The sequence below is a fragment of the Shimia sp. R9_3 genome, assembly GCF_017743755.1.
In the GTDB taxonomy this organism is placed as follows: Bacteria; Pseudomonadota; Alphaproteobacteria; order Rhodobacterales; family Rhodobacteraceae; genus Shimia.
The window spans coordinates 1-25,109 of the sequence record NZ_JAGHRP010000015.1 but is presented as its reverse complement, the minus strand read 5'-3'; the positions used below and the strand labels follow the sequence as shown (position 1 = coordinate 25,109).

Annotated in this window: 9 protein-coding genes and 1 pseudogene; 6 read left to right on the top strand and 4 right to left on the bottom strand. The window is 53.0% G+C overall.

The features are described 5' to 3' along the window. The first annotated feature begins 1 nt into the window (after position 1). From cyoC to J7412_RS21950, 5 genes and pseudogenes are all read left to right on the top strand, one after another. Positions 2 to 646 (top strand): cytochrome o ubiquinol oxidase subunit III, encoded by a 645-nt coding sequence (gene cyoC, locus J7412_RS20725; RefSeq protein ID WP_209081400.1) that lies wholly within the window; start codon positions 2 to 4, stop codon positions 644 to 646. After that, on the top strand, positions 643 to 999 hold the full coding sequence (cyoD, locus tag J7412_RS20720; protein ID WP_209060277.1) for a cytochrome o ubiquinol oxidase subunit IV: 357 nt from the start codon (positions 643 to 645) through the stop codon (positions 997 to 999). The genes cyoC and cyoD overlap by 4 nt, the downstream gene beginning before the upstream one ends. After that, the gene (locus J7412_RS20715) at positions 996 to 1,715 is read left to right on the top strand and encodes an SURF1 family cytochrome oxidase biogenesis protein (protein WP_209081398.1); all 720 of its coding nucleotides are present in this window, start codon (positions 996 to 998) and stop codon (positions 1,713 to 1,715) included. The genes cyoD and J7412_RS20715 overlap by 4 nt, the downstream gene beginning before the upstream one ends. Before the next feature lie 231 nt (positions 1,716 to 1,946). Then, complete coding sequence (locus tag J7412_RS20710) at positions 1,947 to 3,233, top strand: uracil-xanthine permease family protein (protein WP_209081396.1); 1,287 nt, start codon at positions 1,947 to 1,949, stop codon at positions 3,231 to 3,233. 474 nt (positions 3,234 to 3,707) lie between these two features. Next, a pseudogene (locus J7412_RS21950) lies at positions 3,708 to 3,988 on the top strand (integrase core domain-containing protein); the annotation flags it as partial. A gap of 32 nt (positions 3,989 to 4,020) precedes the next feature. On the opposite strand, the gene J7412_RS20705 reads toward J7412_RS21950, so the two are convergent. The 4 genes from J7412_RS20705 to J7412_RS20690 form a co-directional block, all read right to left on the bottom strand. Further along, positions 4,021 to 4,563, bottom strand: a complete 543-nt coding sequence (locus tag J7412_RS20705; RefSeq protein WP_209081389.1) for a hypothetical protein — start codon at positions 4,561 to 4,563, stop codon at positions 4,021 to 4,023. After that, positions 4,563 to 5,474: a glycosyltransferase family 2 protein gene (locus J7412_RS20700; RefSeq protein ID WP_348540517.1), complete on the bottom strand. Its 912-nt coding sequence runs from the start codon at positions 5,472 to 5,474 to the stop codon at positions 4,563 to 4,565. Before J7412_RS20700 ends, J7412_RS20705 begins: the two co-directional genes overlap by 1 nt. 351 nt (positions 5,475 to 5,825) lie before the next feature. Beyond that, the gene (locus J7412_RS20695; RefSeq protein WP_209081385.1) at positions 5,826 to 20,399 is read right to left on the bottom strand and encodes a DUF6851 domain-containing protein; all 14,574 of its coding nucleotides are present in this window, start codon (positions 20,397 to 20,399) and stop codon (positions 5,826 to 5,828) included. A gap of 77 nt (positions 20,400 to 20,476) precedes the next feature. Continuing rightward, positions 20,477 to 20,944 carry a hypothetical protein gene (locus J7412_RS20690; protein WP_209081367.1) on the bottom strand — a complete coding sequence of 156 codons (468 nt, stop codon included), beginning with the start codon at positions 20,942 to 20,944 and terminating at the stop codon, positions 20,477 to 20,479. A gap of 713 nt (positions 20,945 to 21,657) precedes the next feature. Here J7412_RS20690 and J7412_RS20685 point away from each other — a divergent pair. Beyond that, positions 21,658 to 24,921, top strand: a complete 3,264-nt coding sequence (locus J7412_RS20685) for an Ig-like domain-containing protein (protein WP_209081366.1) — start codon at positions 21,658 to 21,660, stop codon at positions 24,919 to 24,921. Positions 24,922 to 25,109 lie beyond the last annotated feature (188 nt).

Sequence of the window (25,109 nt, the reverse complement as noted above, 5' to 3'; positions counted from 1 at the left end):
AATGTCCTCAGCTACCGTTGACACGCCGCAAGGCGGCTTTGAATTCATCGTCCATGATGACCATCATCATGACGATGGAGAGCACCACCACGAAACCGGGACAATGCTCGGTTTCTGGATCTACCTAATGAGCGACTGCCTGATCTTCGGCATTCTCTTTGCGATCTATGCAGTTGTGGGCCAGAACTATGCGGCTGGCCCCGCTCCTGTGGATCTCTTTGAGCTGGACAAGATCGCTTGGGCCACTGCCTGGCTTTTGCTCTCTTCGATCACCTATGGGTTCTCCGTGATCAAAATGCATGAGAACAACAAGAACATGATGATGTTCTGGTTGCTTGTGACAGGCATCTTTGGCGCGGCGTTCCTGTATCTGTCGGTCGAAGAATTCATGCACCTCTGGCACATCGGTGCCGGTCCGGGCGCTTCGGCCTTCCTGTCTGCGTTCTGGTTCCTTGTTGGCACCCACGGTGTACACGTGGCCTGTGGCGCGCTCTGGCTGGTTGTTCTGCTGGTGCAGGTTCAGATCCATGGTCTGACCCCTGAAAACAAACGCCGCATCCTGTGCCTGAGCCTGTTCTGGCACTTCCTCGACCTGATCTGGATCGGGGTGTTCTCATTCGTCTATCTCACAGGGGTTCTGCTATGAGCGCTGAAACACACGACTCAGCCAAGGCCTATCGCGACTATCTGAAAGGCTTCATCTTTTCGGTGATCCTGACGGTTATCCCGTTCTATTGCGTGATGAGCGGCGCGGTCACCGACGTACCGACCCTGATCGCAATCATCTTCGGCCTCGGCGCGATCCAGATGCTTGTGCATGTGGTCTACTTCCTGCACCTGACCGTCAGCGCAGAAGACGGCTGGCAAGCCATGTCGGTTGTCTTCACCGTGATGCTTGTCGTGATCATCATGGCCGGCTCGATCTGGGTGATGGCGCACCTTCATGAGAACATGATGCCAGCACACGATCAGATTGAACGGATCAAAAACCTGCCATGACGGCCTCTTCAACCCGCGTGAAACGTCCTCTTTGGGTCGATGTCACCATCCTGCTGTTGTCCGCTGCGCTCTTCCTTTCCATGGTCGCGCTTGGCAACTGGCAGGTTCGGAGACTTGGCGAGAAGCTGGACCTGATCACGCGGGTTGAAACCTACGCATATGGGGATCCTGTCCCCGCGCCAATGAAAGGTGTCCCGCCAGAATATCTGCGGGTACACCTCTCCGGCACATACGATCATGCAAAATCCATCCTCATCAAGGCGGTGACCGATCTTGGCCCCGGCTATTGGATGATGACCCCCCTCCTCATCACTGACGCAGCAGACACAGCGGTCTGGATCAATCGCGGGTTTGTGCCTACGGGAACTGCAGATACGGACTTGTCGCTGCCGGAAGGCCCCGAAGAGATTGTTGGCCTGGTGCGTCCGAGCCAACCCGAGGGGACTTTGCTGGAAAGCAATTTGCCCGACCAGGATCGCTGGGTCTCGCCTGATCTTTCAGTGATGTCCACGACTGTGGGGCTTCACACTACCCTCGATTACTATGTGGCAGCTGAACACAGCGGCGCAGAAACTGCCTGGCCGCGCGGCGGCATGACCCGTCTCACGTTCAGCAACTCACACCTGAGCTACGCTCTGACATGGTACGCCATGGCCGTCCTCTTCCTGGCCGCCATGCTCTATGTCATCTGGGATCGCAAACGCGCCAACACCTGACGCTGTCAGCCCCTTCCAAACACCAAAACAGAATAGACCTTTAACCTGCGCTGAAAGGTCTCTGCTCCATGTCGCAAAATTAAGCTTTTTGTAAGCTTTTCGCCTTGCGGCAACTGCATGATTGGGCAATCAGACGTCCTTAATAAAGAACGCTCTTTGCGCGCTTTACAGCCCTGCCAAACAGCAGAGGCACCGATACCGACATTCACCAGCATGGAGACAAAACGCACAATGTCTGCACGACAAGACAGCGATGGTGGCATCCCATCATCCGAGACCGCCTATAAATTCGGGCTACAACAAGCGCTCGCAGGCGCACAGATGCTCTTCGTGGCTTTTGGAGCCTTGGTCCTTGTACCAATCCTCACAGGCCTCAATGCGAGCGTCGCGCTGTTCACGGCCGGCCTTGGCACTTTGATCTTTCAGATCGTGACCCGCAGGCAAGTGCCGGTTTTTCTGGCCTCCTCTTTTGCCTTCATTGCACCCATTATCTACGGCGTACAGACGTGGGGTCTGGCAGCCACCACAGGCGGTCTGGCCGCCGCTGGTCTGCTCTATGTTGTGCTCAGCTTTGCCATCCGCATCTGGGGCAGCGGCTTTCTGCACAAATACCTGCCACCGGTCGTGGTTGGCCCGGTGATCATGATCATCGGCCTGTCACTCGCTCCGGTCGCGATCAACATGTCCACAGGGCTCGCAGGTGACACACAGATCATGCCGCGCGGCATTGCAATGCTGCTGGCGGCCATCGCGCTTGGCACCACCATGCTCACCGCGATTCTGGGCCGTGGCATCATGAAGATCGTCCCCATCCTGGCCGGTATCGTCGCAGGCTATGTGGCGGCGATTGTGGTTGGCCTGATCACCGGCGAAAGCCTGATCAACACCGCAGGCCTCGCAGATGCGCCTTGGTTCGCGATCCCCGAATTTGTACGCCCAGAATTCCACCTGGCAGCCATTCTGTTCATCCTGCCTGTGGCAATCGCCCCGGCCATCGAGCATTTCGGCGACATTCTGGCCATCGGCAATGTCACCAAGAAAGACTACCTCAAAAAGCCGGGCATCCAGAACACCATGCTGGGCGACGGTCTCGCGACAACCGCCGCCGGCCTGCTGGGCGGCCCGCCCAACACCACCTACTCCGAGGTAACAGGCGCCGTTACACTGACCCGTGCGTTCAACCCTGCGATCATGACCTGGGCAGCAATCTTCGCAATCGCTCTGTCCTTTGTGGGCAAGCTGGGCGGTTTTCTCGGCACCATCCCGATGCCGGTCATGGGCGGCATCATGATCCTGCTCTTTGGAATGGTGACAGTTGTCGGCATGAGTGTGGTCGCAAAGATCGGCGATGACCTTCACGATCCGCGCAACATGGTGATAGCCTCCACAATCTTGGTGCTCGGTCTTGGCGGCCTGACCCTTTCGTTTGGCGAAGGTTTCTCTCTTGCCGGAATCGGTCTGGCTGGCGTCGCCGGACTCCTCCTGAACATGATTCTACCGCAAACCCGTAAGGACTAACTTCGGTTTCCTTAGTCAGAAAAGAGCGCTGCCCACCATCCGGGCCGCGCTCATCCCCTACCCGTCAATTGACTGACATTCCCCCGACATGGTGCGAGAACCGCCGCCTGCTCCTCTGTAGAGCAAGCGATCCCCACCGCTGGGCAAAGCGCGATACAATCGCAGCCACAAGTCAGATCGCAAAGTAACCCGAATACGTCCTGCAATCGCATCAAACACTGCAACGTATTGTATTACATCGACTTATCTCAGGAGGCATATGGCGGTGCTGCCAGACCAATTCGAACTCGTCTCAGCTCGGACATTATCACTGTCCCTTTTCCGCGCAGTGACCGCGACACTTAGATAGCGCGGCTGATCGGTTCAGCTTGAAGTTTGATCTTGAGCAGACGGTGCGCTCCGAATTGATCCGGTTGTAGACAGTGGTGTGAATACGTCAGTGCCAGGCCTCAGAGCTGGGCAGAGACAGCTGGAATCGATTTGATCTACATCCAGCCCGGCAAGCCACAGCAGAATGCCTATGTCGAATGATACCACAGGAATGACCGCATGGCTGGGCTTGGACAATCTCACTTCGAAGTTTCGAAGACATACAGGAACACGCCACGCGGTGGCTCTGGACATACTACAACGAAAGACCAAACAAGGGGATCGGAGGGATGACCGCGATACAGAAACTGAAAGCAGCGCAAATTCTACTGAAGCGCCTCTTCAAAAATGGGAGGACAACCAGCCACCGCTTACGAGGCTTCTGAAGCCCCTAGGAGAAAGATCCCTCGGCCACACATTACATTTTTAACTTTCTAGGAGTACGCCGGACCGGGGCAGCCGGCACGCCAACAACTGTCACATCCTTTGGAACGTCTTCGATTACTACTGCATTGGCGCCAATCTTCGCCATGTCTCCCACTAGGATCGGGCCAAGGACGCGAGCGCCCGCGCCGATATAGACATCATCTCCGATGATTGGCCCTTGGTCACCTATACGTTTCCCTAGTGTGACGTTTCCAACTATTGTGCAACGCTTCCCGATGCGCTCAGCTAGGACTGTGACGCCTACCGGGTGCGCAATATAGAGCCCTCCACCAATCTCAATATCGGGCGGGATATCCAGTCCAAACCTTCGGATCAACATTCTCCGCAGATAGCCGGCAACAAATGGGACAGGTGTCGACACAAAAAAATGTGACAATCTGAACCAAAAAACCGCCCTCACAGACATGTTCTTCATAAATAAGCTGAGAACCATTCTTCTGCTCAACCCACTTTTTTGGCTACCAGAATTAACGGATGCCCAATACTCTACATCTTCTCGGAAAATAGCGCGCATTAAGCCTCCCCAGTGTCTCTGCTAGCGCTACCACCACCATAAAGCTGCATCGAAGGCATCGAAATGCAGCCACGGACCACTCCCAGATGAAATGCGCCCCGAACTAACCAGAATGCGCGTCGCTTAAATGATGTCAGCGTAAAGAGCGCCATTGAGAGACACCAAGAAAACACTGCGGCGCTGTAGAGCGATCTGGGAAACCGCTCCAATTTTGTTTTGCCAACGCTAGAGAAAGCAAATGCCCAGCCATTGGCAAACTTGCGCCTTATCAACCAAGCCAAACCGATCCTTTCAGGTGGGACAATTTCTTTTACAATGGCCTTTTCAGCAATCTCAGCATTCGCGCCACTGCGCGCCAACCTAGCAAAAAATTCTGTGTCTTCACCGCTGGTCTGACCAAGAGAAACTAGAAACCTCTGGTTTCTTATTTTTGTGTTTGTTCGCCGCATCAGAACGTTGCATGTGTGCCCGTTTCGGAGCAAATTTTTCTTGCGCTGCGGTATGCTTGAATGGAAATCATTTTCCAAAAGCCAAGGCGGGGTCTTTGCAGGGTACTCCGCGACTGCGGGCCCGAAAACAACATCCGCACCGCTTCTATTCGCAACTCTGTACAACTCTTCTATCCAACCCGGCATCGCGATGGTGTCGTCGTCCAAGAACGCCAGCCAATCTGCGTTAGAAATATTCAAACAAGCATTTCTCGCAATAGAGATATTTCCCGATGGCGCATGATGGTAACGCACAGGATGAGTGCACGATAAAGCTGCAATAGAGACTTTTGGGAGGGCAGACATTTCGCTGTCGTTATCAACAACGATTATGCCAATCTCAACCTTTGGATCATGATCTACTTCGCCAACACTTAAAATTGCGTTGGTCACAGTATCTCTTTTGTACGTGCAAATACACACATCGATGGTGACAGCATTAACCAAACCAATATAAAACCAAGAACAAACAAAAATATAATAACGATTAACTTAGGCTCTAGGGCTGACTTGTCAAATTTTTCCGCCCAGTTTTCAAGTTGCGACCTTCAAGTTAGTTTTTTAATATTCACTGGGACCATTGCATTATTCGGTAGAAACCTAACCTCTGCCTTTGCAATGGCAGTTGGATCAACCTGTTATCCGTTTTTCAGCACGCTTTTAGATTGCTAAACTCGGATCATTAAAACCGAACCTAATAAAGAACAGTCTCGGAAAACCCAAATGGTTTTGCACACCGACAAGTACGATACTCACTCAATCACTATCTTAACCTCATACCATCTGGAACACGAAGTCGTCGGCTAGGTTGAACCCCAGATTGTTTGCATCTTGGTCTGTAGTGACTTCTAGAGCGAGTTGTGTTGTTGATGTTTGGATGAGTTTAAAGGCTTGGTTACCTGCGAGGTCGAAGCCGGCAAAGCCGTCAAAATCGCCGGAGAAGCCGCTGTTTGAGGTCATGAAGGCGAATTGATCACCGATATTAGCGGTGAACCCGTCTTCGACGTCGATGGCTAGGGTGCCCATAAGTTCAACAGCCGTGCTAAAGACGTTGCCAGTTGCGTTGATTAGTCCCACCCCATCGTTGGAAACACCCACAGCCAGCGTTCCGCGTTCGGTCAGTGTCAGCGGGGTCTGAATGTTCAGAACACCGTCATCTGTTGCCCCCAGCGTGCCCTCCAATCCTTCGAGGTCATCAATGCGCAGTGTCCCGTCATCCGCAAGGATCGTGCCTTCCAGCAGGATCGTGTCGTTTTGATCCTGTGCATAGATATAACCTTCGCCGATGACCTCCATTTCCTCTGCAATGGTCAATGTCTCAACGGCGTTATTATCCTGGCCATCGAAAATGATTAGGTTGTTCGGGTCTTGCAGCGGATTGTTGGCATCCGTCAGACGAATTGTACCGGTGCCGCCAAGGGTCTGCTCTCCCTCCAGCTCAAGATATGCGTTACGGGACACACCCGCCGCGATCTCAAGCGTTGCGTTCACCGTCAGCCCCGTCCCTTCAGAATAAACCCAAACGCCCTGGGTCTGCCCGCCAATCAACGCATCCATGTTGAGGGTCAGGCCATCCATACGGAGACCATCCTCAAGGCCCAGTGTCCCTGTTCCGGTCGCCACCGTGTCCGTGACGCGTTCCCCAAGCACAACTTGACCAGCCGTGGCGTCTACAATGAGGTCTGCTCCCGCGTTGTCCACATCGCGCAGGATCAGATCACCGTCTTCAGCAGTCACTTGGCCCAGCACACGGATACTGTCTTCTCCGCGGCTCGCCGACAAGATCCCTGTGCCGCGCAGCCCCAAACCAGCCCCAAATGTCCCGATCTCTTCCGTGCCGTTCAGATCGCCGACGAAAGTGACATTGTTTGTGCCCGCCTGTCCGGGGTTGAGGTTCGCCCGGCTCATCAGGATCTCTCCCGTGCCGTCTATGGTTTGGGCGCCGCGCAGATTGATCGTCGCCTCCCGTGAGGGAGATGCCGCCAGCTCAAAGGTGCCATTGATTGTGACATCACCTTCAAAATCGACCTGAGTTCCAAACGTCGCCTCAAGGCGCGCATCGGCGTTGAATGTTGTGCTGCGGATATCAACCCCGCTCTCAAAGCCGACAGAGCCTGTCGCCCCGCTTGCCGCCGTGACAACCGTGTTCTCAATCAGCGTGCCAAACTTGAGCGCCCCATCGCCAGGATCAACGGTCAACACCTCGCCCATATTGTCGACGTAGCGCAGCAGAAGATCCCCACCTTCGGCCGCAACCGTGCCAAGCATTTGCAGCCGGTCTTCGCCGTTATCCACAGAGAAATTGCCCGTACCGCGGATCGTAAGATCTGGCCCAAAAATCAGGTCTTCGCGCTCCCCAAAAAGTTGACCATTGAAACGGATGGTGTTGTTGACCACCTCGTCACTGATCGCATTGTTCCGGCTCAAAAGAACCGTGCCAGACCCATCGACAGTCTGCGCCCCATCGATGCGCAGCGTCGCCGTCCGCTGATTAGTGCCGGAAAGCGCCAACTCTCCGTCAATCGTCAGATCGTTGGTCACCGACAGCGAAGGGCTTGAGAAAGAACTTGTCACCCCCTCGATCTCGGCCTGACCTAGGACCGTCAGATCAGACACGGTCGCGCTTTCAATCCGGGTGACGCCAGCACCACCAAGACTGACTCCGCTCAACTGGCTCGAAACAGCCCTCACATCCGCGCCGTCAGAAACTTCGATCGCCGCATTCTCAATCGAGGCCCTGAGTGAGACAAAACCGCCCCCCGCACTATCCAACGACAGAGTGGCCCCATCATTGTCGATATAATTGAGCTGCAAATCACCACCAACAGCGCGCACATCCCCAAGAAGACGGAAAGCATCTTCGCCACTTGAGACAGTGATATACCCCTGACCTTGCAGGGTCAGATCCGGGCCAAAGGTGACAATCTCCTGAGACCCCGAAAGCTGATTGACATGGTAAAGCCAGCTGGAAGGCGTCTCCAGTTCAATCAAACCAGACCCGTCAATGCTTTGAACGCCTTGGAAGTAAACACGCCCAGACGCTTCAACCCCCAGACGTCCATCAACCGTCAATCCATCACGAACATCCAGACGACGAGACGACTGAACATGCGCGTCAACCGACAAATCAACACCACTCCACAAACCGCCAGATAACTCGACTTCTGGCCCGCCAGCCAAAGCGGCATCCAGTGTGACATCCGTGAAGTTCTGATTAAGCACCGGCAGCACAGGATCGGCCGGCAGGTCATCACGTGTCAATTGCTGCCCAGCCTGTGCGATGTCAACAACACGTGCAAAAAGCGAGTTACCGTCTTCGATCAGCGCAAGGCCGCGTGTGGCGCCAATGCTCGCGCCTGTAACGCTCGCAAAACTGTCCGTGAACCCTTCTGCCGTGCGCAGAATCTCAAACTCAGCACCGATATCAGCGTCAAAGTCTCCTGCGACATCAAAGTTGAAGTCACCACCTTTTTGCAGCAGGCCTGCCACAGTGATCAAACCTGCATCTGCGTCGAGCCCCGCTTTGCTGAGACCGATTGTGACCCCTGCACCGTTCAGCAGGCCGAATGTCCTATCAAAGGACAGCACAGCGCCGGTCTCAGCCGTGATGTCGCCACTAATCTCCTCAACCCCCTCTAACGCAAGCGTGCCGTCGCGCGCAGTGACGTTGCCGTCGATGTCCAGAAGGTCACCGTTGCTAACGTTCAGTGCCCCCTCGCCTACAAGCTCGACATCTGCGCCAATCACAAAGGTCTCTGTACCGCCTTCGACGCCAATAAAGTTCAGGGTGTTGTTAACGCCTCTACCATCAATCGCGTTCTCATCTGAGAGCAACACGATACCTGCTCCGCCAAGAGTCTGCGCGCCGCGGAAGTTGAGCGTCGCCGACGCCAATTCGGAACCCGCCACCGTCAGTGTTGAATCGTCTAAGGTCAGCCCGCCCCGGACAGTGTTTGAGAGCCCCGACAGTTCAGCATCAAGCCGCGTGTCGATCCCAAGGGTTACATTGCGCAATCCACCGTTTGACAAGAGCTCAACCGCGCCGGTGTTCGCCGAAGCGGCTTGAAGGTTGGCGTTGGAAATACCGCTCCCGAAGCCGACTGAGCCAGCGCTCGCATCAATTGTGACGGTGCCCCCTGCATTGTCGAGATCATTGATCGCAAGCAGGCCACTGCCTTCTCCGACAAGCGTACCGAGGATGCTAATCTTGTCATTGGTATCCTGTGCATCGAGCACGCCGGAGCCACGGATTGTAATCCCCGAACCAAAGACCAATGTCTCAGCAAAGCTCTCGAACCCGGCAAAAATAATATCGTTGTCAGTGGGTCCTGTCGGGAACTCTGCCAGCCGAATTGTCCCAGTTCCGTCAATCAGTTGTGCACCGTCGAAATCGATCCGTGCCTGATTGTTGAAGCCCTGGAGTGTCAACATGCTATTGGTCAAAGTCATACCATTAACAATAGAGACATCCACAGAACTGGCGCCGCTCGCATCGACAACGGTGTCGATGCCAAAGCTGATATTGTTCAGAATGGTGCCATCAAGGAGACTGACCGCACCGTTACTACCGGTCGCCTCAGCAATGACCGCTTCGGTGATGTAGCTGTCGAGCTGAATCGTGCCGACACTCGCGTCAACGGTGAAGGCAGCGCCCTCATTGTCGACCCCCCCAAGCCGTGTCGTGGCGCCATCCTTGCCTGCGAGTGTGCCAAGGAAACGGATGTGATCCTGGGTTGGTGAGGCCGTGGACACCGCGACATCACCTCGGATCGTAACTCCTTCCTCGATGGTCAGAACTTCTCGCTCGGAACTACGGTTGTTGAAACGCATCAGATTCAGCGCACCAGTGCCAGTGCCGAGATCGACTTTATCAAAGTCAAAAATACCATTTCCGCCAATGGTTTGCGTGCCATTCACATTGATGACAAAATCTGCCAACGATGTCCCTGTCATCGACAGCACGGCATCTTCAAGAAGAAGACCCCCTACAAGAGTGTAGCTGGCATCCGCCACGGTTCTGGTTGCGCTCAGATCTGTCTGAATCTCGGCATTTTGATAGGAAAAGTCCGCGAAGTCGCCACCAATCGTCCGATCTGCGATAATATTAACGTCTGATAGAAACGTCCCGATTGCGTCATCGAGTGCCAGATCCGTCCGCACAAATGGGGGTCTGGGTCCCGGTGTGAAACTGTCAAAGAACCCCAGATTGTTTGCATCTTGGTCTGTAGTGACTTCTAGAGCGAGTTGTGTTGTTGATGTTTGGATGAGTTTAAAGGCTTGGTTACCTGCGAGGTCGAAGCCGGCAAAGCCGTCAAAATCGCCGGAGAAGCCGCTGTTTGAGGTCATGAAGGCGAATTGATCACCGATATTAGCGGTGAACCCGTCTTCGACGTCGATGGCTAGGGTGCCCATAAGTTCAACAGCCGTGCTAAAGACGTTGCCAGTTGCGTTGATTAGTCCCACCCCATCGTTGGAAACACCCACAGCCAGCGTTCCGCGTTCGGTCAGTGTCAGCGGGGTCTGAATGTTCAGAACACCGTCATCTGTTGCCCCCAGCGTGCCCTCCAATCCTTCGAGGTCATCAATGCGCAGTGTCCCGTCATCCGCAAGGATCGTGCCTTCCAGCAGGATCGTGTCGTTTTGATCCTGTGCATAGATATAACCTTCGCCGATGACCTCCATTTCCTCTGCAATGGTCAATGTCTCAACGGCGTTATTATCCTGGCCATCGAAAATGATTAGGTTGTTCGGGTCTTGCAGCGGATTGTTGGCATCCGTCAGACGAATTGTACCGGTGCCGCCAAGGGTCTGCTCTCCCTCCAGCTCAAGATATGCGTTACGGGACACACCCGCCGCGATCTCAAGCGTTGCGTTCACCGTCAGCCCCGTCCCTTCAGAATAAACCCAAACGCCCTGGGTCTGCCCGCCAATCAACGCATCCATGTTGAGGGTCAGGCCATCCATACGGAGACCATCCTCAAGGCCCAGTGTCCCTGTTCCGGTCGCCACCGTGTCCGTGACGCGTTCCCCAAGCACAACTTGACCAGCCGTGGCGTCTACAATGAGGTCTGCTCCCGCGTTGTCCACATCGCGCAGGATCAGATCACCGTCTTCAGCAGTCACTTGGCCCAGCACACGGATACTGTCTTCTCCGCGGCTCGCCGACAAGATCCCTGTGCCGCGCAGCCCCAAACCAGCCCCAAATGTCCCGATCTCTTCCGTGCCGTTCAGATCGCCGACGAAAGTGACATTGTTTGTGCCCGCCTGTCCGGGGTTGAGGTTCGCCCGGCTCATCAGGATCTCTCCCGTGCCGTCTATGGTTTGGGCGCCGCGCAGATTGATCGTCGCCTCCCGTGAGGGAGATGCCGCCAGCTCAAAGGTGCCATTGATTGTGACATCACCTTCAAAATCGACCTGAGTTCCAAACGTCGCCTCAAGGCGCGCATCGGCGTTGAATGTTGTGCTGCGGATATCAACCCCGCTCTCAAAGCCGACAGAGCCTGTCGCCCCGCTTGCCGCCGTGACAACCGTGTTCTCAATCAGCGTGCCAAACTTGAGCGCCCCATCGCCAGGATCAACGGTCAACACCTCGCCCATATTGTCGACGTAGCGCAGCAGAAGATCCCCACCTTCGGCCGCAACCGTGCCAAGCATTTGCAGCCGGTCTTCGCCGTTATCCACAGAGAAATTGCCCGTACCGCGGATCGTAAGATCTGGCCCAAAAATCAGGTCTTCGCGCTCCCCAAAAAGTTGACCATTGAAACGGATGGTGTTGTTGACCACCTCGTCACTGATCGCATTGTTCCGGCTCAAAAGAACCGTGCCAGACCCATCGACAGTCTGCGCCCCATCGATGCGCAGCGTCGCCGTCCGCTGATTAGTGCCGGAAAGCGCCAACTCTCCGTCAATCGTCAGATCGTTGGTCACCGACAGCGAAGGGCTTGAGAAAGAACTTGTCACCCCCTCGATCTCGGCCTGACCTAGGACCGTCAGATCAGACACGGTCGCGCTTTCAATCCGGGTGACGCCAGCACCACCAAGACTGACTCCGCTCAACTGGCTCGAAACAGCCCTCACATCCGCGCCGTCAGAAACTTCGATCGCCGCATTCTCAATCGAGGCCCTGAGTGAGACAAAACCGCCCCCCGCACTATCCAACGACAGAGTGGCCCCATCATTGTCGATATAATTGAGCTGCAAATCACCACCAACAGCGCGCACATCCCCAAGAAGACGGAAAGCATCTTCGCCACTTGAGACAGTGATATACCCCTGACCTTGCAGGGTCAGATCCGGGCCAAAGGTGACAATCTCCTGAGACCCCGAAAGCTGATTGACATGGTAAAGCCAGCTGGAAGGCGTCTCCAGTTCAATCAAACCAGACCCGTCAATGCTTTGAACGCCTTGGAAGTAAACACGCCCAGACGCTTCAACCCCCAGACGTCCATCAACCGTCAATCCATCACGAACATCCAGACGACGAGACGACTGAACATGCGCGTCAACCGACAAATCAACACCACTCCACAAACCGCCAGATAACTCGACATTGAACTCGGATGTGCCTTTCAGATCGGTGTCGGCAACCACACCTCCAGTTTGTATAAATGAGCCTTTGTTGCCTTCAAAGTCATCTGTACGGAAGACGCCTCCCGACAATTGTATGTTCCCTTGCAGCAGCAGCCTATCAACATCAACACTGGAGCCATTAATTGCCACAATTGCGTCGTCGTCGAGAACAATGGCTACACCATCTTCAGACGTTGGAATTGTGCCGCTTTCCCATTTCGTGGGATCAAACCAGTTTCCACCTGCCGGATCGTTCCAAATGGCCGTCGCATCCACAACCGTGATGGATTGCGAAACAGGCGACGACACAACTAAGTTTCCGGCACGATCGCTCACTTCAGAAAGGTCAAAACTTAGCGTGTAATCCCCAAGTGCCAAGGGATCGAAGGTAAAGAGTGCCACCTGACCGTCGGCCAAAAGAACAAGATCACGTGCTGAAATGACCGTATTGTCAGAGGAAACAACTACGACCGAGGCCTCTGAAATGGTATTCGGATCCAAAGGTTCGCTGAATGAAATGGACACGGTGCTTTCACCGACCAAAACAAGGCGCCCGTCATAAGGAGAAATCGACAGAACTTCTGGAGGCGTGATGTCGGGGATAATCTCGAAAGTGATCGTCTCACTTGTGGTCGAGTTGCCCCCCGTGTCTGTGGCGCGCACTGCGATGTCAACATTTGTCGCGCCGTTCGACAATGCGGGAACTGCAAAGGCAAGCTCATAAGGAGCCGAAACATCATTTAGAACAACCTGGCCATTCACCAAGAGCTCTACATTGCGCACTTGCACATCATCGGTAATGCCAAGATCAAGGCGAATGGTTTTGCCTTCCTCCACTTGAATACCGTCAGTTGAAGGATCGGCATCGGAAGCGTCGCTGTTTATGGTGACAGTTGGTGCTTCACCATTTGCGTCAAAGGGCAGGAAATTAATAACTTGGAGCCCGCCGGATCCGTCAGCGACATAAGCGATGCCGCTTGCCAACTCGACCGCCTGAGCATCACCTGGCGTGTCAAACTCGGCGATCAGATCATATGTATTCTGCGGATCCGACGTGTCATGGATTTGCAAGCCTCGTTGACCGGCTGCAACAAGACCAAGTCCAGCTCCATTTGTCACCGTCTGCAGATTGGCCGCCTGAACAGCTGGAGTATCGATATTCGAGATCAACTCTAGGCTGCCGGGATCTGAGACATCAAATGTAACATACCCTCCCCGCTCCAACGGGCGGGTGGGAGCAATGAGCGTCAGATCGAAACCGTTCGACACATAGGCTGTGTCATCAGAGATAAACAGACGGAAATCCTCGAAAGGCTGTACCCGTCTAGGCGGCGTTGGTATCGTAACGCTATCAAGCTCGATCAGAGATTGTCCGTTGAAGGCAAAAGAAACGAGTTCGCGATTGTCTACAATCGCATAAATGGTGTCCCCTGATGCAGCAATGTCCTTAACGGGTCCACGCGTATCGATTTCGGTCAGGAGCTCACTAGAAACGGTATTTCCAACATAGAGATCTCGGCCGCCAACAAACAGCAGACCGTCGCGGTACATCAGGCTTTGCGCACCATCTGGAACGTCCACGGTGTTGACGCGCGTGGGTTCCAACGGGTCGGAAACATCAACAATGTGCAACCCGGCGGTTGAGGCCAGGAACGCCAACCCGCGCTGTGGGTCCACTTCGACACGGGTGTTGTTGCCACTCAAGTCGAGCTCAGATTGCAAAATCGGGGTTGAGAACTGCGAGGCATCGACAATCGCCAACCCGTGATTGCCCGTGGCAACAAAAGCAGTTTGCCCACCTGAACCGTCAAGTGCACCGGTGAGTGCGACATCCAGAGCATCACCCGTGGTCTTCACATTCCCGATAAGGCCCGTCGGGAAGCCAACGCCGTCGAGAGGGTTGAGACCTTGCTCAAGTTCGGCGCTGTCTGAAATACCGTCACCATCTGAGTCAGCGGTCTCGTCACTTGTCCCAATGACGTATTCACCAAGATCAGGAATTAGATCACCATCTAAGTCGACCCCGCCAACAATCGGAAAATTCAATTCATCCGGCAAATCCTCGTCTGCGGCAACATCCACAATCGCGGTACTATTGTAGCGAGGCGAATAGGCATATAGCGTGAAGGCTTCATCCGCAGGCAAAAGAGCGGAAATCGCTTGCCCTTCTTTTACTGATCCGCGAACCTCCAATCCATTTTCAAGCTCATAAAGATAATAAATATCATCGACATTTGCGACGGACGCCACATTCGATCTTGGCAGATTTTCCAAGGCCGCCAGAGCATCCGGGTCAATTGTCAACGCCTCAGCGACTGTCGACTGAAGCAAACTTTGGAAATCTTGCGAGGCCGCATTCAAAGCAAATTCAGATGTGCTGGAAGCCAGTTGCAGATTTTGATTTTGTTGCGTGTTTTGACACTCTGAATGATCGGCTGGTTCTTCACTTATTGAAAAACTACCGGAGCCTTCACCAGAAGCGGATGTGGTCGCGGCCGCATTCGCAGATAGATCTAAGGCAAACTCAAAGTCTCGAATCGGTAGAACAGGCAGCGAACCAAGCCTGAACTCCCCGAGATCAACAGTAGGTAGACCAGCGATAGGAATTGTAGCTTCAAAAGAACTGTTAAGAAAATCTAAGTACCGACCGATTGTACCGTCTAGTTCTATGCTAGCTGTCACATCTGCCTGAATATTCCCCGGACGAAGTTCGATCCCTTCAAGCTCGATATCACCTTCCCCTGGTTCGATATCGAGTTCAGCGCTTAGACCAACCCCCATACTAATCGACACCGACCCTGTGACGCGAACTTCTATCGATTTTGGCAACCAGTAGAGTATATCAGCCAGCCACTCGGAAATCTCAAACGATCCACTATCTCCGCCACTGCCTGTGACGGGTTCAAATGGTTCAAAGACATAGGATTGTCCGTAGTCGAAATTTAGATCGGCAGGATCGATATCAAATTCTTCTGGAAAAATATCTTCTGGAACTTGGAGCGACGCATTGAAACCTGCTGAAAGTTCCACCGGTATAATCTGATACGACCAACCATATTGCCAGTTTAATTGATAAGATGGATCGGCTTCGCCATCGCCGTCACCGTCACAATCTTCTTCATCTGGCTGACCATCATTGTCGTCATCTGGGTCAACAGGGTCTGGTATCCCATCTCCATCGCTATCTTCGGGGCCATCTTCGGGATTAGGGTTAGTATCCTCGTCTTCTGTCGGATCTCCACCAATCCCCTTCCACCCAAGCGTATTGACGCCTGTATCCCCTTCGGACCGGAGCACCGTTCCACCATTGCCGTCATCCACGACAATCGCTGTACCTGACTGAACCCATTTTCCTGCGTCATGATCAAAGCTCAGGATCGGGCGTTTCTCGCCAATGGCCAGCCCGTCGAGATTTGGAAAATCAATTTGAGCCTTGCCATCAACATTGGTGGCGTCTCCAGCCTTGACCGTAAACACCACGGTCGGGTCGAACCCGGGCGGCAACGGGGCTGGAATGCGGTCGGGCTCAAAGACCATGACCGAGACCTCCTCGGCCAATGTTCCGTCGTCAAATGTTAGTGAGTCCGCAGGGATCGTCACCTTCAGTTTGTCCCACTCGGCGGGATCGATATTGGGAAAAATCTCTGTCAGGTTCTGAAGACCGTTCTCGCCAATACCGGCCTCTGTCTCCTGTCCCTCGACAATCTCTGTCACGTCACCTTCGGCCAGCGCCGCGAAATAGATGTTGAACGCCTTTTCGCCGGATTGCAGACCAACGGTCCGGCCAGCCACTGTATCGACCGGCTTGTCGATTGTTCCGTAGTCAAACTCGGGGCGATTGGTGACGTTGGACGCATCAAAACTCAAATAAACCTGTGGGATCGGCAGGTTCTCGATTAAGAAGCGCCCATTCTCATCGGTGACGGCAGTGACACCTGGAAGGCCGATTACGCTGACCACCACGCCTTCCAACGGGATGTCCATATCATCTTCGTCGCGGTAGTTCGCATCAAAGATGAACCCTTCAACATTGGTGCCGGGAACACGCGTCAGAGTGACCGTCTGGAAGTCGGCCTGAAAAAGTCCTCCGGCAGCGCCGTCGCCATCGGCATCGACCGGCTTCCCATCAAGACCGGTAATCGTATCTCCGTCGACTTTGATACGCAGTTCCGTCGCTGCAGGCAAAAGATCGTCGGGAAAGAAAGTTATGATGCGGCCATTCGAAGAAACGGTGATGCGACCGTCCAGAGCTTCCCCAAGCGCCATTACCTGGAAACTGTCAGATGTTACGGTCGCGGGATCGATCGGGCGATCGAATTCGACAAATATCTGACGATCAAGATTGGAGCGCTCTGTCCCGTCAGACGGGCCCGTCCGAACAATTCGCGTGATTGCATCTACGGTGAAATCAAAGGTCTGCGTCCCTGCAAAAGCGTTTCCAGCCAAGTCTGTGCCGGATGGAACGGAAAGGGTAAAATCGCCATCCGAAAGCGTATCGGCAATATTCAAACGCACCGAATTGTCCGAAATCACGTCTAGTGAAGTCAGGTCAATTGGCGCACCAAGCGCATCCGTAAGACTATAGCCTGCAATATCAAACGCGTCGTTTGCCATTGCTTCGGAATAGGTGATGGTCAGAGTATCTGGGCTAACACTCAATGTGCCTGATGGAACTTCGGCCACTTCTGGCCCTTGCCGATCGAGTGCGATTGCAAGCGTTCGATCAGTTGATTGCCCCGCACCATCGGTTGCTCTGACGGTGAGGTTCAGAGTTCCATCTTCCAGAGATTCGCCATTTAAAGTTGCCAGAAGCGCTTCATCCAATTGGAAAGAGCCATCCTCGGCGAGCTGATCTGTGATATCCTGAAAACTCACACCGTCAAAACTCAGCTCAAGCGATGCCAGGTACACGTTGTCTATCGCAGTCCCAACTACGGTTGGATCATTCGTCAGCCCGTCACCATTGTCGTTGCCGCTATCTGTCGCAAGTGCGATCGTTAGATCGGGAGCGGTGTCATCAATAAAGACAAAGTCATTTGGATCGAGCTCAGACTGATTACTCAAGCCTTCAAAGACTATAAACCTGCTGCCACCCAAATTGGCTCCAAGTCCGCTTGGTAAATTGACAAAACTCAGGTCTGAAAACTGCAATATTCCGGGAACATTGCGGATCTCGATCGTGTCGATCCCTGATTGGTAGTCCTTTACGAAATCAGCGACAAAACCGGAATTGGTCGGATCGTCAGCGCCTTCGAACCGGAATGTGTCTTCACCCGCACCGCCTGTAAGATCATCGTTGCCCTGGCCACCAACGAGCGTATCTGAGCCAGAGCCACCAATCAGAACGTCAGACGCATCGCCACCAAGGAGCAAATCGTCCCCGTCGGCCGTGACAATCACATCATCGCCGTCACGCCCTTGGACGCGATCTGCAAAATCACCATCCGAAATGTAGCTGTCATCATCATCTGTTAGAATCTGTGGCGCCGATTGAGCAAAGGCAACATTTCGCCCTTCTGTTGGGAAGGAGAAATCGCTTTCGGCCAATTCACTTTCACTGCTGATGCCTTCGAAGGTGATGAAGCGTGAATTGGGTAGGACAAGCGCAATGCCTGATGGTGTTGTCGTCCACACAAGCGTGTCAAAAGACAGGCTATCGTAGCCAGAGATTTCGACCTTATCGACCCCAGTTTCAAAATCTTTGATAAACTCCGCGTTAAATCCACCACCCTCTGGCGCATCGGACGCATCAAACGCAAAGATATCGGCGCCTGCCCCACCGGTGGTGATATCATTTCCTTTACCACCGATCAGAACATCATCACCCTCGCCACCGATAAGCTCGTCGCTGCCAGCGTCTCCATCAAGAATGTCTCCACCACCAGCACTGATGACCACATCATCGCCATCACCTGCTGCAATGACATTCGCTTCTTCATCCTCTGTGAACAGACGTTCACTTTCATCTGTCAATTCAACATCACTGTCGTTTGCGATGCGTAGGGACGTAACCCCGTCTACTTCAACCGCAACGAACCGATCTTCAGAGAAGTCCCCCGAGAGCACGATGGTGGCATCTGAAGCCCCATCACCATCCTGATCAAGATCAATGATTGCAGAACCGCGGCTGACTGAAAAATCCCCGTCATGAGTGCTAAAACCAGCAATCTCGATTTGGTCATCGAATCCAAAATCTGAGATTTCTAGACCATTCAAATCCACAAGGCTGCCAAGGATGCGATCAGATCCAGCACCCAATGCTAGTGCGCTTACCGACATTGCGCTTGTATCAAAGATGTTGTCTGCGTCACGCTCAAACAAAAGAGCCGACTTTTCCCAGACTTCCTCCCCTACTTCGGCACCGATCTCTCGCCCGAACAGATCTCCGTCTTGGATATGGATGCCTCCATAAAGGCGAGACAAACCAGCCTCCGCCGCCGCATCGAAGAGCGTATCCCATTGCAGCGTAATTGGACTACCATCGTACTCTTCGAAGGAGAGCTCGTTCGTCGTGTATTGGCCAAGCAAGTCAAGTGCGCCATCGCCATCTAGGTCATAGGCACCTTCTGACGAACCATCAAAATATGCATCTGTTCCGGCAAAAGCCGAAAGTACCGTCGCCCCGGCATAAGAAAATCCGGAGTGACCGGAGGTGTATTCCGGAAACGCAGGGGTGACAAAAGTCCGGTCTTGGTACGGGATCCACTTCGCACCGTCTATCAACTGTGTGCCCTGGTTTGGCCCCGCCCAGGACTCGATTTGCTCTCCGTCAAAAAGATGCCTGACCGCCGTTTGCGGACGTACATAGTCATAGGTGTATTTCGCGCCCCAGACTGCAATACCAGTATCAAACAGAGCATTGTTCAGCGCGAAGAACATCTTGACATCTTCGGCCAGTCCATGCCCGTCTCGCACCGAAATATCCTGCGCAATTTCATTCCAGTGCCCTGGAGGAGTTGAAGTTTGTGGCCCGTCGGCCCAATATTCTGCAATGGCCTTCTGCTCGGGTGTTAGGTTGGCGCTGATATCCACCAACTCTCCAAATTGTTCTCGATATGCAGCGTCGCCTGTGGTGACTTTGCCCTCTGCATCAATATACTCGCCTACATCTCCAAGCTTCGGCGGTGCAGGTGGAAGAAAAAGATCGCTGTCGCTAATCGCAAAGGGAGTCACATCTCCCCAATGTGGTGAAATCGGTTTTTGAACCGTGTAACTTGCCGGATTGTCAGTCGCGATGGGGTTGCCGAATTCATCGCGGACTGTACCGTTCGGCACTCTCAAAGGTGTCCAGGAGTTTGGATCAAAATTGGGGTCATCCGGGTCATCCGAATTGGCCGGCTCGTAATCGGCCGTGTCCTCAAAATCGTTCTCAGAATTGGACCCATCGTTCTCTCGCGCAACGATGACTGCCACAGCCGCCGCATTGCCGACGCCGACAGCCGTCGCAAGATCGGTCGACGTATCCGTTTCATCCAGTCCTAAATCGGCCATCAGACCAAGAAAGAGGTATGTCTGATCGGGAAACACCTCAGATAGCGCCGTAAACGCAGCGTGGCTCACAGCGGTCTCGCGCGCCGTCAGGCTATCAGGACCAAGTGCTGTATTCGTAAAATAGGCGCCAGCTGCATCCGCATCAAAAGCAGCCCATGCATCGTACATCGCAGAATGCGCGATATGAAGCGCACGGGTCATTTCTGTAGGTACGGGATCTCCTAGGCGAATAGCCTCGAGTGCAAGTTCATTCCAACGCGCGGCGACCGAACGGCTTTCATCAAACATTTTGCCCCCCAGCAGGGCAAAATGCCCCAATACACATAAAAAACCGCACCGCGATCAAGCGGAGTGCAGCCAACTAATTAACTTAAGTTAAGAACCTTCGCTCTTTGAGAGACGCTGAAGCCTCTCATCTGCAGGTATCTGGCGGCATTAGTGAGGTGAGCTCGATATTTTCCTCTCACGATCAATTTGCGCGCAGTCCCAAGAAATTCGGAAATTTTCCGATCAATAGCTTCCAAAATTTGAGACGAAAAACGCCTTAGGCGAATGTCGTGCCCGACCACGTCTAACAAATTGGTCTTTATGAAAAGCTCACTTTCATGGTTATTTGGTTCGGCTTCGGGTAAGGAGTTCAGAACATCACGAGCTTTACCACCAATGAAATAACCGAAATAAAGCAATGATGAAGCAGATTTGTCAAAGACATCATCTAATGCCCAGATTTCGATTTTCTCCTCAACCGCTATCGGTGCAGAAAAAAAACTTCTGATTTCCGGTATTGAGATGAATTTCATCAACTCAAAAGGCGCAACTTCTCGAAAAAACATAGGTACGCGTCAACCTCGAAACACACAAACACAATACAAAAATACACCCTCAATAATGGCGATCCAAACCTGTGTGTCAATGTACGGCCTACTAATGATTTACTTAGTCACTAATGGGAATCAGACTTTTCTCCTTAAATCCCCGAGATCACAAATAGCGCAAACTGTGCTTTAGTAGGAGCTACTAGAATATACGCTGATCGACACACGGCTTTTTGTTTCAATCGCAATGCTTGAGCGATTACACAGTGCAATCGGAAACAACCCACCGATCTCGCTGATTAATGGCTCAGACACGCAATAAGCACCCTGGGCCCCACCCCCGGAAAATCTCTAACCCGGTGGTCCGAACAAGGGGAGCGGCTCACCAGGCCAGAGCCACGTACGCCCAATCTCGAAAGTAGTATACTCGACGACACATAAGGGCGGCAAAGAAATCCACTTCTCCGGTTTTTTCTCCTAATACGACGGCGACCGAAGACTAAAATCAGGTGGCGCATCAATAATATGTTCCCACGAAATCTCAAAAGAAAACAAATTAATAGAGGCAATGCAGAGATTTAAAGAACCCCATCGTCATCTTGTCACTTCGGCAACTCTCTACCACGTAGACTTTGGCTTTCTTAATTACAAATTTATTGACACGACACTCTGAACCGCCATCATGGCAAGCGTATTTAAGACAGTTTTAGTTTTCTGTATTGAGGTTAGGTGTGACCGTTTTTGATCTAAGAGCCCTGGTTGTTGCTCCAGGAAATTTCGATACTGCTTTTAATTTTGCAAACTTCGGCGCCACACTGCCAATATCCCAACAGCGCGTAAACACTTTCAAAGCTGAGAACAACGACGGCGACATTTCGTTCGAAGATTTTCAAAATATTGAGGTTTTTGTCGATGAAGGTGGAAATGTCCGCGACAAGGTCGCTGAAGTTGCTTTCTTTACCTTTGAAAACGTCTCGACTGCTACAAACACGACCGTTTTAGTGATCGAACGCGAGAACACGAACGGATTGCTGATATTTGGTATAGAACCTGTCGATGAAGACGGAAGCGCCTACGAGCTGTCACTCGATCCACTTGAGATTGTCGAATATCGCATAACAGAACAAGTGAATATCAGTGTTCCAGTTTTCTTAGAACAGCCCTCTAACGGCGAACCTATGGCAGGCGATGACGTGGCAACGACCAAGGAAGACGTGCCAGTCTACATTCCAATCCTCGACAATGACAGCGATCCGGATGGCGATCCGCTGCGTGTCGAGCTTTCTGACCCAGCAAACGGCACCGTCAGCTTTGATGGCGAGGGATATCTCTACACACCCGATGCCGACTTCAACGGCCCGGACAGCTTCACCTACACCATCTTCGACGGAAACGGCGGCAGCGACACAGCAACGGTCAATATCACCGTGGATCCGGTGAATGATGATCCGCGGGCACAGGACGACGATGATTTCTCAACCCCGTTCGGGACGCCAATTGAGATAGATCCCACCGCCCTGCTCAGCAATGATAGCGACGTGGATGGTGACGATCTCACGATCACAGAGGTCGGCGCCCCGGCAGGCGGTGAAGTGGCCCTGGTGGACGGCAAAATCCTGTTCACCCCGGCAGACGGCTTCTCCGGCGCGGCCAGCTTTGTGTACACAGTCGCAGATGGCAACGGGGGCGTTGATACCGCAAACGTCACCATCTCCGTCGGCGCCAACGGCGAACCTATGGCAGGCGATGACGTGGCAACGACCAAGGAAGACGTGCCAGTCTACATTCCAATCCTCGACAATGACAGCGATCCGGATGGCGATCCGCTGCGTGTCGAGCTTTCTGACCCAGCAAACGGCACCGTCAGCTTTGATGGCGAGGGATATCTCTACACACCCGATGCCGACTTCAACGGCCCGGACAGCTTCACCTACACCATCTTCGACGGAAACGGCGGCAGCGACACAGCAACGGTCAATATCACCGTGGATCCGGTGAATGATGATCCGGCCATTCGTTCTCCGGATGCGGTGTCTGTCTTCGACGACAAGAAAAGAGTGTTAACTGTCCAGGCAGAAGATCCCGACGGCGATATGCTGGCGTTCGGCATTTTGGCCGGCGATGACGCAGATCTGTTTGAAATTGATCCAATCTCGGGAGAACTCTCTTTCATCAATCAACCCGACTTTGATGCACCGCTGGATGCCGGGTTGGACAACACCTACGAGCTCATCGTCGGTGTCTCTGATCTTGCTGGGGCTTCAGCAACACAAGAGCTTTCAGTTAGCGTGCAAAGGGCACCGGATTCTGGCAGCAGCGTGCAAATTGGCAGCTGGCAGTTTGAACCGGAGGCACCCGTACAAAATGACGCACCGGGGAATGACAATCCGGTAACTTTTCGAGGTGGTGCAAATGCAGCCGATGGCGCGGTAAACTTCGATGGCTTCAACGACTATCTGCTCATTGAGAACACGGAGGCGTATCAGCTATCGCAAGGAGCTATCCGTATTTCATTTTGTGTAGATGAATTGTCCGGCGTATCCGGTGGCGACAGGCTTCGCAATGACGACTACCAGGCACTGTTCTCGCGTGATGCGAGAGGTTTTGAAGGAGGCGGGCATCTATCAGCGTTTGTTGATGGCGACGGCTCCATTCTGATCAGACATCAGACCGAGGATGAGAGTTACTTCGTCAGAACCGCGGCCAAGCTGGTCACAGCAGGTCGGGAGATTGAGCTAACTTATGTTTTTGATGACACCAATGGGATGCAGTTATTTGCAAACATAGACGGCGCCGGCCCGCGTTTAGTCGGAGAAAATCGAATCCCCGTGGATGATGGAGTGTCTCTCAACCTAATTGGCAACGAAGAACCTTGGACCATTGGGGCGTCGCAAATTCGCAGTAACAAGGACCAAGCCAATCGCTTGAGCAACTATTTTGAAGGCAAAGTCAGCGGATTTGAAATTTTTCTCGGCGGCCAGCCAGTCGATACAAATGAGGCCCCCCTCATTTTGTCACCCAATCTAGTTACCATCCTTGACGACACCAAAGATGTAACAAAAATCGAAGCCGTGGATCCAGATGGCGATTTACTAGATTTTGATATCGTAGGCGGTAACGATGCAGACCTATTCATGATCGACCCGGATTCAGGTGCACTGTCTTTCCTAAGCCAACCCGACTTTGACCAACCAGAAGATACTGGAGCTGACAATACGTACGAAGTTACCGTTCGAGTTACTGACACCGGCGGACTTTCAGCGACGCAAGAGCTTTCTGTTGTCGTTCAAGACGCCCCCGATGCGAGCGACATAATGCAGATTGGTAGTTGGCAGTTTTCGTCCAATGAACCGTCCGCGAATGGTGCTCCTGAAAGCAATAATCCGGTGTTGTTCAGAGGCGGTGCGAGCTCAAGCGATGGCTTGGCAAATTTAGATGGGATCAATGACTACCTCCTCATTCAGAATATTCCTGACTACCGGTTAGAAGAAGGTGCGATACGCATCATTTTCTGTGTGGATGAGTTGACCGGAACGTCAGGTGGGGATCGCTTGAGGAATGACGACTATCAAGCACTTTTCTCACGAGACTCTCGGGGCTTTGATGACGGCGGTCACCTTTCAGCTTTTGTCGATGGTGATGGTTCTATTTTTGTCCGGCACCAGACCTCTGACACAAGCTATACACTACGGACAGATACCGGTCTGGTTGAGGAAGGTAACGAAGTTGAGTTCGTATATAGGTTTGATGATGAACTAGGTATGTCTCTCTATGTGGATACTGATCGTAGTGGACTTGAGCTCGTCGCTGAAAATAACTCCCCAATATTGGACGGAGTAAATCTAGACCTAGTTGGAAATGATGAGCCTTGGACGATTGGCGCCTCACAAGCCAGAAGTAACGATGGGGTTGCCAACCGTTTGTCGAACTATCTCGATGGTAAAGTGGACAGTTTCGACATTCTGACCTCTCTTTCGGACGAGTTCGTTTTCTAAATCACTTGAGATGACCTGAGCCCCTGAATCTCCTCCAGTTTTGTGTAGAGTCCGCCCAACTTTGGTGTTCACCCCGTTTCTGGTCCGGGCTTCATGCGACCTTTCGGGTTTCGTTCAGTTGGGCCGCAAATTCGCTCGGGGTCAAGTTCTTGAGCGACGAATGTGGCCTGATTTCGTTGTAGTCAGTT

Bases quoted from the DNA above. Each gene is read 5' to 3' on its own strand.
- cyoC (WP_209081400.1), top strand. From the start codon at position 2: ATGTCCTCAGCTACCGTTGACACGCCGCAAGGCGGCTTTGAATTCATC.
- cyoD (WP_209060277.1), top strand. From the start codon at position 643: ATGAGCGCTGAAACACACGACTCAGCCAAGGCCTATCGCGACTATCTG.
- J7412_RS20715 (WP_209081398.1), top strand. From the start codon at position 996: ATGACGGCCTCTTCAACCCGCGTGAAACGTCCTCTTTGGGTCGATGTC.
- J7412_RS20710 (WP_209081396.1), top strand. From the start codon at position 1,947: ATGTCTGCACGACAAGACAGCGATGGTGGCATCCCATCATCCGAGACC.
- J7412_RS20705 (WP_209081389.1), bottom strand. From the start codon at position 4,563: ATGCGCGCTATTTTCCGAGAAGATGTAGAGTATTGGGCATCCGTTAAT.
- J7412_RS20695 (WP_209081385.1), bottom strand. From the start codon at position 20,399: ATGTTTGATGAAAGCCGTTCGGTCGCCGCGCGTTGGAATGAACTTGCA.
- J7412_RS20690 (WP_209081367.1), bottom strand. From the start codon at position 20,944: ATGTTTTTTCGAGAAGTTGCGCCTTTTGAGTTGATGAAATTCATCTCA.